Origin of the sequence: Catenibacterium sp. UBA627 (assembly GCF_002299355.1) — a bacterium.
Classification (GTDB): Bacteria; Bacillota_I; Bacilli_A; order Erysipelotrichales; family Coprobacillaceae; genus Catenibacterium; species Catenibacterium mitsuoka.
Map to the genome: position 1 here is coordinate 34,558 of NZ_DBPF01000125.1, position 13,763 is coordinate 48,320.

Annotated in this window: 12 protein-coding genes; 11 read left to right on the plus strand and 1 reads right to left on the minus strand. The window is 34.8% G+C overall.

The window, feature by feature from the left end:
- Positions 1-34 precede the first annotated feature (34 nt).
- From B2S90_RS08590 to miaA, 10 genes are all read left to right on the plus strand, one after another.
- Complete coding sequence (locus B2S90_RS08590; RefSeq protein WP_055233753.1) at positions 35-817, plus strand: TIGR00282 family metallophosphoesterase; 783 nt, start codon at positions 35-37, stop codon at positions 815-817.
- Positions 818-895: 78 nt separating this feature from the next.
- Positions 896-1,141: a hypothetical protein gene (locus B2S90_RS08595; protein ID WP_022424184.1), complete on the plus strand. Its 246-nt coding sequence runs from the start codon at positions 896-898 to the stop codon at positions 1,139-1,141.
- A 58-nt stretch (positions 1,142-1,199) separates the two neighbouring features.
- Positions 1,200-2,126 (plus strand): AEC family transporter, encoded by a 927-nt coding sequence (locus B2S90_RS08600; RefSeq protein ID WP_278778782.1) that lies wholly within the window; start codon positions 1,200-1,202, stop codon positions 2,124-2,126.
- 72 nt (positions 2,127-2,198) lie between these two features.
- The gene (gene miaB / locus B2S90_RS08605; protein WP_278778784.1) at positions 2,199-3,650 is read left to right on the plus strand and encodes a tRNA (N6-isopentenyl adenosine(37)-C2)-methylthiotransferase MiaB; all 1,452 of its coding nucleotides are present in this window, start codon (positions 2,199-2,201) and stop codon (positions 3,648-3,650) included.
- Entirely contained in the window at positions 3,634-3,972 is a 339-nt protein-coding gene (locus tag B2S90_RS08610; RefSeq protein WP_055289215.1) for a YlbF family regulator, read from the plus strand. Before miaB ends, B2S90_RS08610 begins: the two co-directional genes overlap by 17 nt.
- Before the next feature lie 52 nt (positions 3,973-4,024).
- Positions 4,025-5,533 carry an IMP dehydrogenase gene (locus B2S90_RS08615; RefSeq protein WP_006505483.1) on the plus strand — a complete coding sequence of 503 codons (1,509 nt, stop codon included), beginning with the start codon at positions 4,025-4,027 and terminating at the stop codon, positions 5,531-5,533.
- A gap of 57 nt (positions 5,534-5,590) precedes the next feature.
- Complete coding sequence (locus B2S90_RS08620) at positions 5,591-6,694, plus strand: M20/M25/M40 family metallo-hydrolase (RefSeq protein WP_278778786.1); 1,104 nt, start codon at positions 5,591-5,593, stop codon at positions 6,692-6,694.
- Positions 6,695-6,733: 39 nt separating this feature from the next.
- Entirely contained in the window at positions 6,734-9,223 is a 2,490-nt protein-coding gene (gene mutS / locus B2S90_RS08625) for a DNA mismatch repair protein MutS (RefSeq protein WP_414630689.1), read from the plus strand.
- Between the two features lie 8 nt (positions 9,224-9,231).
- Entirely contained in the window at positions 9,232-11,001 is a 1,770-nt protein-coding gene (gene mutL, locus B2S90_RS08630; protein ID WP_278860784.1) for a DNA mismatch repair endonuclease MutL, read from the plus strand.
- Positions 10,998-11,912 carry a tRNA (adenosine(37)-N6)-dimethylallyltransferase MiaA gene (gene miaA, locus B2S90_RS08635; RefSeq protein WP_055233759.1) on the plus strand — a complete coding sequence of 305 codons (915 nt, stop codon included), beginning with the start codon at positions 10,998-11,000 and terminating at the stop codon, positions 11,910-11,912. Before mutL ends, miaA begins: the two co-directional genes overlap by 4 nt.
- 6 nt (positions 11,913-11,918) lie before the next feature.
- Here miaA and B2S90_RS08640 read toward each other — a convergent pair whose 3' ends face one another.
- On the minus strand, positions 11,919-13,187 hold the full coding sequence (locus B2S90_RS08640) for a replication-associated recombination protein A (RefSeq protein ID WP_147556442.1): 1,269 nt from the start codon (positions 13,185-13,187) through the stop codon (positions 11,919-11,921).
- A 68-nt stretch (positions 13,188-13,255) separates the two neighbouring features.
- Between B2S90_RS08640 and dtd the strand changes: the two genes are divergently transcribed.
- Positions 13,256-13,714: a D-aminoacyl-tRNA deacylase gene (dtd, locus tag B2S90_RS08645; RefSeq protein ID WP_006505489.1), complete on the plus strand. Its 459-nt coding sequence runs from the start codon at positions 13,256-13,258 to the stop codon at positions 13,712-13,714.
- Positions 13,715-13,763: the final 49 nt, after the last annotated feature.

Genomic DNA, 13,763 nt, shown 5'->3' on the forward strand with positions numbered 1-13,763 from the left:
CCTATCTACTTTTTATTTAAGGATGTGAACAAAAATGAATATATTATTTATTGGTGATATTTTTGGTAAGACAGGACGTAAAATGATTGCAACGTACCTCCCAAAAATTGTAGAGAAATATAGTGTAGAATGTGTTATAGCGAATGGTGAGAATACAAGCCATGGTAAAGGATTACTACAGAAACACTATGATGAATTACTGTCTCATGGTATTTCTTTGATTACAATGGGAAATCATACTTATTCTAAGAAAGAAATCTTTGAATATATAGATGAAGCAGATAAACTAATTGTTCCACTAAATAAGCCTAAGGCGATGCCTGGAGTAGGTTCTAGAGTCATTGAAGTAAAAGGAAAGAAAATCAGAGTAACAAACTTACTTGGTCTTACATTTATGGATGGAAAACCACAGAATCCTTTTGAAGCAATTGATCCTGTCTTAGAAGAAGATGACAGTGATATCCATATCATTGACTTTCATGGTGAAGCGACAAGTGAAAAGATTGCTTTTGGCTATTATGTCGATGGACGTGTCAGCGCAGTGCTTGGTACACATACCCATGTTCCTACAGGAGATGAAAAGATTCTTCCGAATGGAACTGCTTTTCAGTGTGATGTTGGTATGACAGGACCTTATGAAAGTGTTATTGGCTGTGAAAAAGAGGGAATCATTGAACGTAGTATAAAAGGTATTATGACACCTTTTAGAGTGGCTGAAGATGAAGGACAGCTATGTGCGACATTGCTTCATTTTGATGGTAACAAGTGTAAGAATATTGAAAGAATAAGAATTGACCCTCAGGTAAAGTTTAAGTGAAAATGAAGGAAAGCGTCTTCACTTTTTGTAAAGAATACAGTATAATGTTTCTAGTTATTGAAGGAGGACATTATTTTTATGGCTAAATGTAAAATTTTAATGCAGACTGCACAGGTGCAGAAGTTAGTTACTTTTTTTGATGGATATAAGGATGACAAAGTAGAATTAAAGTATGTAAGCAAAGCTGGTATTAAAGCTACTTTTGAATGTGAAACAGAATTATCACCAGAAGATGCTGCTGCACATTGTAAGTCTTTATTTAAAAAGACTCCAGAAGGAAGTTATATGTACTTCTCAATCCAGCCTGACGGTTTCTTTGGATAAGATGCATTTTAAGGCACAGGTGAATTCCTGTGCTTTTTTTGTTTAGAAGGGAGATTTTATGGATATTAAAGTCGTTATAGGGCAGATGATTGTATTGTTTGGCTTGATGGGGTTAGGCTTTTTATTGTATAGAGTAAATATTTTAGATTTGAATACTAATAGTAAACTCACATCTCTAGTTTTATCGGTCACGACACCTTGTATGGTATTGAATTCTGTATTATGTACAGAAAAGTACAGTGACTCAAAAACAATCTTTACTATTTTAGGTATTGCAGTTGTTACTTATGTTATAACACCTTTTATAGGTGTACTTTTTAATAAATTATTGCATGTGCCAAAAAATCAAACGGGTTTATATGTATTTATGACAGTATTTTCTAATATTGGCTTTATTGGTTATCCTATTATGAAAGCTATATTTGGAAATGATTCTGTTTTCCACACATCTTTATTTGGCATGGTTTTTAATATTATGCTTTTTACTTTAGGTGTATATTTGATTGGAATTGGCCAGCAGGGAAACAATAAACTGAATTTTAAGAATTTGATTACGCCGGGCGTGATATGTTCATTTCTAGCACTTATTCTCTATTTGATGCATATAAGAGCGCCTAAGATTGTAACAGATTTTACAGGTATGATAGGCGATATGACAACGCCTTTAGCGATGATTATTATCGGTGTTACACTTGGTGCTATGAATATTAAAAAAGTATTTAATGAATTACGTGTCTACGTTTATACACTAGTCAAGCAGCTGATTTTACCGATTATTGCCTATCCAATTATTGCATTTTTGATCAAGGATCATTATTTAAGAGGATTGACTTTGATTATGTTATCTATGCCAGTAGGTAGTTCTGCTGTCTTATTTACTAATAAATATGGCGGAGATAGTGAATTAGCAGCTAAGACAATCTTTATGACGACATTAATCTCTATTTTGACTATTCCACTTGTCGTCTATATGTTTTTAATTTAATACTTTTACCCCAATTTAGAGGGTTTTTTTTATGAGGGGTATTTGTTATAATGGTGTCGAAAAGGAGCGTTTATGAAAGATTATAGTAAATATTTTAAAGGTCCTTCTTTAAAGGATGCACGTTCTAGAGGTCGTACTGAAGTACAACATTTAGATGATGCATTCGAGATTCCTGCAGATATGGTGGGGATTGGAAAAGGACAGACATATTATATCCAGACTTATGGATGTCAAGCGAATGAAAGAGATACTGAAACATTATCAGGTATCTTAGAAATGATGGGTTATACTCATACTGACGAAGTAAAACAGGCAGATGTTGTATTATTAAATACCTGCGCAATCAGAGAAAATGCTGAAGAAAAAGTATTTGGTAAGATAGGTTACTTGAAGAACATTAAGAAGACTAGACCAAATCTGATTTTTGGTATATGCGGCTGTATGGCACAGGAGGAAGTAGTTGTTAATAAGATTCTAGAGAAATTCCCTCAGGTCGATCTTATTTTCGGTACACATAATATCCACCGTCTCCCAGTTCTATTAAAACAGGCTATGTTAGAAAAGGAACTTGTTCTTGAAGTCTGGTCTAAGGAAGGGGATGTTATTGAAAATCTTCCAAGTCATCGTGCCAATAACTACAAGGCATGGGTCAATATTATGTATGGATGCAATAAATTCTGTACTTATTGTATTGTTCCTTATACAAGAGGTAAGGAACGTTCTCGTGAATTAGAAGAAATTATCAAGGAAGTAGAAGAATTAAAGAATAGCGGCTATAAAGAAATTACATTACTTGGACAGAATGTTAACTCTTATGGTAAGGATTTAAATAACGGCACTGACTTTGCAACATTATTAGAAGCTGTCGCAAAGACTGGTATTGATCGTATTCGATTCACTACAAGCCATCCTTGGGACTTTAATGAGGATATGATTGATATTATCGCTAAGTATGATAATATCATGCCTTCTATCCATTTACCTGTTCAGTCAGGAAATGATGATGTTTTACAGCTGATGGGTAGACGTTATTCAAAGGAAAGCTATTTAAAACTATTTGATATGATTAAAGAAAAGATTCCGGACTGCACTGTGACAACAGATATCATTGTTGGTTTCCCAAATGAAACAGAAGAACAGTTCCAGGATACTTTATCTTTATATAACTATTGTAAGTATGATTTAGCTTATACATTTATTTATTCACCTAGAGAAGGTACTCCTGCGGCAAAGATGGAAGACAATGTCCCTCTTAGTGATAAGGAGCAGCGTTTATATCGCTTAAATGAACTTGTAAATAAATACGCAAATGAAGCCAATCAGAAATACTTAGGACAGGTTGTTAAAGTACTTGTAGAAGGTCCATCTAAGAAGAACCCAGATGTTTTATCAGGTTATACAGAACATAACAAGTTAATTAACTTTAAAGGTGATGCCTCAATGGTGGGACAGATTGTTGATGTTCGTGTGACTGAAGCAAAGACATGGGCTTTAACAGGGGAACAGGTTGAAAGCAGCAACTAAGACTCAGGCAGAAGCTTTAAATAAGCTGATTCTAAGTGATCCGCTTATTCAGGAATTTAAGAAGTATGAAGAGGCCTTAAAGCAGCACCCTGAATTGCTGGCTTTAGAAGATGAAATCAAAGAAGATAGCCAGATTATTCTAAAAAAGAAGGCACTTGGTGAACTGACCGAAGAAGAGATGAAGGCTTATTCAAAGAAGAAAGAATACTTTGAAAATCATCCTCTCATTGTGAATTATTTGAATCTAAAAAGTGAAGTAAATGATTACCTTATACAAGTTGAAACAATCATCAATGAAGAATTATTAAAAGCTATTGACTAAATGTTTTTAAATGTTTATTATTGAATATAATTTATATAAAAAGGAGATTATTATGGCACATATTTTTAATGAACCCTCACACACTTTTAATGAATATTTATTGATTCCTGGTTATTCTAGTGAAGAATGCCAGCCACAGAATGTTAGTTTAAAGACACCTTTAGTTAAATTCAAGAAAGGTGAAGAACCAGCACTTTCATTAAATATCCCTCTTGTATCTGCAGTTATGCAGGCTGTATCTGATGATGGTATGGCAGTTGCTTTAGCAAGAGAAGGTGGATGTTCATTTATCTATGGTTCACAGACAATTGAATCACAGGCAGCAATGGTAAGACGTGTTAAAAACTATAAGGCAGGTTTCGTGCCAAGTGATTCTAACTTAAGCGCGAATGATACTTTAGCAGATGTTCTTGCACTTAAAGAAAAGACTGGTCATTCAACTATGGCTGTTACTGAAGATGGTACAGCAAATGGTCGTTTGATTGGTTTAGTGACTGGTAGAGATTACCGTGTCAGCCGTATGGATGAAAATGAAAAAGTTGTTGATTTCATGACACCTTTTGATAAGTTAGTATGCGGACATAAAGATATTACTTTAAAAGAAGCAAATGATATTATCTGGGAAAACAAATTAAATGCTTTACCAATTATTGATGATGATAATAGACTTCTATATTTCGTATTCAGAAAGGATTATGAATCAAGAAAATCAAATCCTAATGAATTATTAGATGAATCTAAACGTTATGTTGTTGGTGCTGGTATCAACACAAGAGACTTTGCAGAAAGAGTTCCTGCATTAATTGAAGCAGGTGTAGATGTATTATGTATCGACTCTTCTGAAGGTTATTCAGCTTGGCAGGCTAACACTATCGCATGGATCAGAGAACACTATGGTGATACTGTAAAAGTTGGTGCTGGTAACGTTGTAGATGGTGAAGGATTTAGATTCTTAGCAGAAGCTGGTGCTGACTTCATCAAAATCGGGATTGGTGGCGGATCTATCTGTATCACTCGTGAACAGAAAGGTATCGGTAGAGGCCAGGCAACTGCAACTATTGAAGTAGCTGAAGCAAGAGATGCATACTTCAAAGAAACTGGTATTTATATCCCAATCTGTTCTGATGGTGGTATCGTTCATGATTACCATATGACTCTTGCTCTTGCAATGGGTTCTGATTTCATTATGTTAGGTCGTTACTTCTCTCGTTTTGATGAATCACCAACTAACAAGGTAAACATCAACGGTCAGTATATGAAAGAATACTGGGGTGAAGGTTCTGCACGTGCTAGAAACTGGCAGAGATATGACTTAGGCGGAGATAAGAAGCTTTCATTTGAAGAAGGTGTAGATTCTTATGTGCCATATGCTGGTAGCTTAAAAGATAACGTTAGTTTATCATTAAGCAAGATGAAGCATACAATGTGTAACTGCGGGGCACTTACAATTGCTGAATTACAGGAAAAAGCGAAGATCCAGCTTGTGTCTGCAACTTCAATCGTTGAAGGTGGCGCACATGATGTCTTATTAAAAGACTCTTCAAATTCAGGTAACAGATAATAGGAGGATGGAAGGAATAATATATTCCTTCCATTTTTGATTTTAAGGGGAATATTCATGGTAATTAATAAAGAAAGACTTGCTCAGACATTTTGTGAAATGGTTTCTATTGATAGTGAATCCTATCATGAAAAGAAGATGAAAGACTATTTGATGAAGGTTTTTAAAGAATGTCATATGGAGTGTATAGAAATGCCTATAGAAGGCTTTGAAGCAGGGAATATTTATGCGGTATTGAAAGGTGATGTTCATAAAGAGCCTATTATGTTTTCAGGACATATGGATACTGTATCACCAGGTAATGGGAAGCATGCTATTGTTCATGAAGATGGACGTATTACAAGTGATGGAACAACAGTTCTCGGTGCTGATGATGTCTCTGCACTTGCTTCTTATATTGAAGCCATTCGTACAATCCAAGAACAGAATATTTCTCATGGTGATATAGAACTTGCCATCAGCGTAGCTGAAGAACCTTATGATGCAGGAAGTGCTTATTATGATTTTGGTCGCATTCAATCACGTATTGGTTATACATTTGATTTAGCGGGTGAAGTAGGCTTAGCAGCAATAGAGGCTCCTTCTATTGTTTCTTTTAAGATTGTTGTTGAGGGTAAAAGTGCCCATGCAGGTTTTAATCCTGAAGATGGTATTCATGCCTTAAAGATTGCCTCAAGTGCCATAATTCGCATTCCTAATGGTCATGTGAATGATAAGACAACAGTCAATTTTGGTACTATTCAGGGTGGAGAAGGACGTAATATTGTCCCTAGAGAAGTTATTATTACTGGAGAAATAAGAAGTTTTGATCACCAAGATGCACTTAACTGGAGCTGTTATATAAAGAAGATCTTCGAAGAAGAAGCAGCAAAAGAACATGGAGATATAGAATTCAGCGATTATGTGCATATAGAGGCATATAAAATTGAAGAGGATGAAGAGGTTGTCGAACGCTTTAAACGTGCCTGTAATAAGCTTGGATTAGCACCACACCTTATTTCTACACATGGTGGTTCTGATAATAATAGATTTGTGAAAGAAGGAATCAGAGGTATTGTAGTTGCATGTGCTATGAATGATTGTCATAGTGTGAGTGAATATACAACGATAGATGAATTAGAAAAGAGTGCTCAATTAGCATTACTTCTTATGATTGATTAAAAATATGTTATAATGAGTGAGTTAGGAGTGGGTATCATTTTGAAAAAAGAAAAATACTCTCCCATGATGGAGAAATATTTAGAATTAAAAAAAGATTATCAGGATGCAATTGTAATGTATCGTATAGGAGATTTCTATGAAATGTTCTTTGATGATGCAGCAGTCGCTTCTAAAGCTTTAAATCTTGCTTTAACAGGAAAAAATGCAGGTGTAAAAGAACGTGTTCCAATGTGTGGGGTTCCTTTTCATGCTGCAACAGGTTACGTAGAAGAATTAGTCAAACAAGGTCATAAGGTTGTTATTGTTGAACAGCTTTCAGACCCAAAAGCAAAGGGTCTTGTAGAAAGAGGTGTTGTTCAGATTGTTACACCTGGTACTTTGATGGACTTTAAGTTAAATGAGAAGGTTAATAACTTTATTGGTGCGTTAGGTGTTTTTGATTTCTCTTATACATTGGCTTATGCTGATTTATCAACAGGTGAATTCTATTGTTTAAATCTAGAGAAAAAGGAACATCTTTTACGTAATAAGATTGAATCGTTAGGTATTAAAGAAATAGTTGTGGAAGATGATTCTATTTCTATTGATGGCGTGATGATGTCTTCTTTTAAAGATGAAACAATAAAAGATAACTATAAGAAAATATTTGAGAATATTAATGATTTAAAACAGATCAAGATCTGTGCAAACCTATTGAATTATCTTCTTGATACACAAAAAAGAGAATTGGAATATATTCAGACGATTGTAGAAGTGAAACAGGAAGATTATGTTTATATGGAAAGTGCTACTAAAAAAGCACTAGAACTCACTAAGAATGCGAATAATGAAAAATATGGCACATTATTATGGTTATTAGATCATACACATAGTGCAATGGGTGGTCGTTTATTGAAACAATGGATTGATCAGCCTCTTATTTCTAAAGAGAAGATTGAAGAAAGACTCGATCTTGTTGAAGTGTTCATGGATAACTTCTTAGAAAGAGAAACAATCATTGATATGATCAATGATATTTATGATATTGAGAAGCTGGCTTCTCGAGTGGCTTTTGGAAATGTGAATGCGAGAGATTTAAAGTGGATTTGTTCTTCGTTGAAGGTGATTCCAGAATTAAAGTATCAGTTATTAAGTCTTGATCATCCACAATTAAATAAACTTGCTATGCAGTTAGTTGATTTATCACCTATTATCCAGACAATTGATGAAGCGATTGTCGATGATCCACCTTTAGTAATCAAAGAGGGAAATATCATTAAGGATGGCTACAATAAAGAATTGGATGAATTGCGTGATATTCGTAAGAATGGAAAAAAATGGCTGATGGCCTTTGAGGAAAAAGAAAAAGAACGTACTGGAATCAAAGGTTTAAAGGTGGGGTATAACCGTGTATTTGGTTATTATATCGAAGTGACTAAAAGCTATTTACCTTTGGTTAAGGATGAATTCAACTATACAAGAAAACAGAGCTTATCAAATGCAGAAAGATTTATCACGCCTGAACTAAAGGATATGGAGAATAAGATTCTATCTGCACAGGATCGTATTGTTGCTTTAGAATATGAAATATTCACACAGGTTAGACAGTATATCAAAGGCTTTGTACATGAGATACAGGATGTTGCCAAGGTTGTTGCTAAGGTGGATGTTTTCACATCTTTTGCACTTGTATCAGGTCGTAATGATTATGTACGTCCGGTTTTCAATGATGAGCATATTATCCATATTGAAGCAGGAAGACATCCTGTTGTTGAGGAAGTTATTTCAAAAGAAAATTATGTTAAGAATGATGTGTCTTTAGGTGAAGATGCAAAAATCATGTTGATTACTGGTCCGAATATGGGTGGTAAATCTACCTATATGCGTCAGATGGCTTTGACGATGATCATGGCACAGATTGGATGTTTTGTGCCGGCAAGAAGTGCCACTCTTCCTGTTTTTGATGCAATATTTACACGTATTGGAGCAAGTGATGATCTGATTGGCGGTCAGTCTACTTTCATGGTAGAAATGTTAGAAGCAAATAATGCATTGAAATATGCAAGTGAGAATTCTTTAATCATCTTTGATGAAATTGGTAGAGGAACAGCGACATTTGATGGAATGGCACTAGCTCAAGGTATTTTAGAATATGTAGCCAATCATAATCATTCGTTGACTTTCTTTTCAACGCATTATCATGAATTAACACGTATGGAAGGTGCTTCTATTAAGAATGTTCATGCAGGTGCTGATATCTCAAATGATTCTATTCGTTTCTTATATCATATTGAAGATGGACCTTCAGGTCAGTCCTATGGTATAAATGTTGCGAAACTGGCAAAATTACCTGAACAGGTTATTGTACGTGCTGATGCGATTTTAAAATCGTTAGAAGACAACAATATTGAAGAAAAGCTTCAAAATATAGAAGTGCAGTCTGTTGTTAAAACAAGTGCCGTAGAAGAAACACTTAAAGGTATTGATCCAATGAGTTTATCACCACTTGATGCCTTAAGTACATTAATTGAATTAAAGAAGATGTTGTAGGAGAGTATATGGGACATATTAGACAATTGAGTGAAAATCTAGCCAATAAGATTGCGGCAGGAGAAGTTGTTGAACGTCCTGCTAGTGTTATTAAAGAACTTACAGAAAATAGTATCGATGCCAAGGCAAAAAGTATCACGATTCTTGTTGAACAGGGTGGTACAAGCAGTATGTCTGTTATCGATGATGGGATAGGAATGAATCGTACAGATGCGCTTCTTTGTTTTAGTCGTCATGCGACAAGCAAGATTGTAGATGAGAATGATTTATTCAATATCACAACATTGGGTTTTAGAGGAGAAGCTATTCCTTCTATTGCCTCTATTAGTGTTTTCACACTTGAAACAAGTGATGGAGAAGAAAATACAAAAGTAGAATATGAATTTGGAAAAAGAAAATCAGTAGACAGCGTGGCAATGAATCGTGGTACAAAGATCACGGTTGAACGTATTTTCCAGAATGTGCCTGCGAGACTTAAATATATGAAGTCTATTAATGCTGAATTTGCAGCTATTTATTCTTATGTAGAACGTCTTGCTTTAGCACATCCTGAAATTTCTTTTACGCTTGTACATGACCATAAAACAATATTCAAGACCAATGGTAGAAATAATTTACTAGAAGTAATTAGCGAAATTTATGGTCTTCCTGTCGCAAAGAACATGATTCATGTCGATTTTGGAAATGAGGAATTCCATGTTTCGGGTTATATATCTAAAATTGATACATCGCGCTCTTCAAAAAATCATATTGTTACTCTTGTAAATCATCGTTATGTCAAAAATATGAAAACAATCAATACAATCAATGAGGTATATCGTCGCTACCTTGCAGATAAAAGATTTCCTATTGCGATTTTAGAGATTGATGTAGACCCTTATTTAGTCGATGTGAATGTTCATCCTGCTAAACTTGAAGTGCGTTTTTCTAAAGAAACAGAACTTAAGGAATTACTTCTTAAAGGTTTAGAGGAGGCTTTATCTAAAAAGAATCTTACTTATAAACCTTCTACAAGAGAAACGGAAAAAGCATCTTTTAAGCCAAGTCTTGCTCAGATGACTATTCCTCTTGATGAAGTATATGAAGAAGTCAAAGAAGAACCTATTCTTGAAACAGTTCATGAAGACATACCTGTTTATGAACCTGAAAAGGTCGAAGTTAAAGTACAGCCTAAAGAAGAACCACTTAAACCTATTAAAGAAAAAATAAAGGTTATTGGACAAACAAGAGGCACTTATATTCTAGGAGAAAACGAACGTGGTTTTTATATCATTGATCAGCATGCTGCTCAGGAACGTATTAATTATGAATATTTCTTGAATAAGTTTTCTCATCCTGATTTATCTATACAGCCAATGATTGTTCCACTTACTTTTGAATATCCAGAAAGTGAATGTTTAGTTATTGATGAGCATAAGGAACTGCTAGAAGAAGTAGGTATTCATCTTGAATCATTTGGCCGTCATTCTTATATCGTGCGTGGTCTGCCTTTGTGGATGAAGAATATTGATGAGAAGATTTTTATTGATGAAATGATCCAAGAGGTATTAAACAATCAGAGCGTGGATATTGTTGCAATGCAGGAGCATGCAATTGCGACACTTGCATGTAAAGCAAGTGTTAAAGGGAATACATATCTTACAACACAGGATATGCAGACTATTGTTGATAATTTGATGCGTTGTGATAATCCTTATGTTTGTCCTCACGGTAGACCAACAATTATATTCTATAGTGATTATGAAATAGAAAAGTTATTTAAGAGGGTTGTAGTATGAAAAAAGTAATTGCAGTTTGTGGACCTACAGCCGTAGGTAAAACACGTATGGGTGTTTCTCTTGCAGAAGCACTTCATGGAGAAGTCATTAGCGGTGATTCTATGCAGATCTACCGTACAATGGATATTGGAACAGCGAAAGCGACTCCTGAAGAAATGCAGGGCATTATCCATCATATGATTGATATCAAAAATCCTGATGAAACTTTTTCTGTCAGTGAATTCCAGAAAGAAGTGCGCCATTATATCGACACAATTGATATGCCTATAGTCGTAGGAGGAACAGGCCTTTATATTAAAGGGGCTCTTTATGATTATATTTTTGAAGAAACAGAATCAAAGCATGATGAAATCAAAGCAAAGTATGCACATTATACAAATGAAGAATTACATCAGTATTTAGCATCATTTGATCTTCAGTCTGCACAGGATCTTCATCCAAATAATCGCCAAAGAGTTTTGCGTGCTATTGAGATTTATGAGGAATCTGGTAAAAGAAAAAGTGATATTCTAGAGGCTCAGGAACATAAGCCTGTTTATGATATTTATTTTGTAGGGCTCACATTACCTCGTCCTGTTTTATATGAACGTATTAACAAGCGTGTTGATTTCATGATTGAACAGGGATTAGAAGAAGAAGTAAGAACTATCTATGACTCAGGCTTATCACGTAATGCACAATCTATGAAGGCGATTGGTTATAAAGAGTGGTTTGATTATTTTGAAGGTTTAAAATCAAAAGAAGAAATCATTGAAGAAATCAAGAAACATTCACGCAATTATGCGAAAAGGCAATATACATGGTTTAATAACCAGTTTGATGTTCACTGGTATGATGTGAATCTAGAAGATTTTGCTTCAACGATTCAGAACGTCTTAAAAGATATTAAAGAGTGGTATGAAAAAGGATAAGTCTCTTTAGCGAGGCTTATCCTTTTTGAGTTTTCTGATATTTGTTGTTCTGCCATGCTTGAGAATCCTTTGGTAATTCTCAGTCAATGACTTTTCATAACGGCTTGTCAGCCAAGGCACATAGAATTGTGCATCCTTGATTTCATCAGGAAGATACTGGAGATATTCCCATAAATCAGGTCTATTATAGTCATAACGATCTTCTTCGGCGACACCAACAGGTGTTAAACGGATATACTGAGGTGCCTTATGAGGCTCGTTGTGATAGGAAGCAAGCGCTGCATCGATTGCATCTTCACTAGATCTTGATTTAGGGGATAAAGCCAATTCTATAATACAGCTTGCAAGAGGAATTCTTGCTTCAGGAAAACCAATTGTCTTAGCTGCTTGAAAAGCGAGAACTGTACGCATACAGGCATTAGGATTGGCAAGGCCTATATCTTCATAGGCAGTTGTGATCAATCTTCTTTCAAGAGATTCAATGTCTCCGGCATCAATTAGTTTTGCGAAATAATAAAGAGCACCATTAGGATCAGATCCTCTGATAGATTTCTGTAAACCGCTTAAAGTATCATAATATTGGTCCTCGTCTTTATCGAACTGCATATTAGCACGAGGTACAGCATCTTGTATTATATTTAATGTTATATGGGTATCAGGGGCATAGATGGTAGCAAGTTCTAGGCAATTATAAGCATAACGTACATCACCGCTGCTCATCCTTGCTATATAATCATAAACATCTTCATCTATTTCGTATTGATGATTCAGACCTCTTTCACTCACTGCTGCTCTTTTACATGCCTCTACGATTTCTTCATTATTTAAAGGCTTGACTTCGCATAAATGGCATCTTGAACGAATGGCAGGATTGATTGAATGATAAGGATTGGCTGTTGTACAGCCAGCAATAATCAATAAGCCACTTTCGATATAGGGTAATAGGTGGTCCTGCTTATCTTTATTTAGACGATGAACTTCATCTACAATTACAAACAATCCTTCAGAAAGCTTTGCTTCAGTAATAATCTGATCCATTTCTTTCTTATTACCTGTTGAGGCATTAAAGATACGATAAGGAATATTCAGATCATGAGCAAGTGCTTTTGCGATAGTAGTTTTCCCACAACCTGGAGGGCCATATAAGATAATAGACATGGGATGATCTTTCTTTACAAATTGTTTTAGTAATCTATTTTCGCCTACAAGATGTTTCTGTCCGATCACATCATCTAAACCAATAGGGCGCATAGAATCTGCAAGTGTCTTATGAATCATAGTTTGTTTCCTTTCTTTTAAGAATCATGTATAATTATAACATGATTTTGTAAGGAGAGAGCAATATGAAAATTGTTTTACAAAGAGTAAAAGAAGCAAGCGTTACAATTGATGGAGAAATACATGGCGCTATTGGTAAGGGTTATATGATTCTTGTTGGATTTAATGAAGAAGATAATCATGAAATTATTGACCGTCTTGTAGAAAAAGTGATTCATTTAAGAGTATTTGAAGATGAAAACCAGAAAATGAATCGTTCACTATTAGATGTCGAAGGTTCTATTCTTTCTATTTCACAGTTCACATTGTATGCAGATTGTCGTAAAGGAAGAAGACCAAGTTTTATTAATGCAGCTAAGCCAGATATATCTTCACCACTTTATGATTATTTCAATGAATGCTTAAGAAATCAAGGGATTCATGTAGAAACAGGAATCTTTGGCGCTGATATGAAATGTGCGTTAATTAATGATGGACCAGTTACCATTGTTTTAGATAGCGATGAGTTAATACCACATAAATAAAGCAATTATAAGGTAATAAGAGGGCATGTAAGCCTTTTTTTATCTTTTT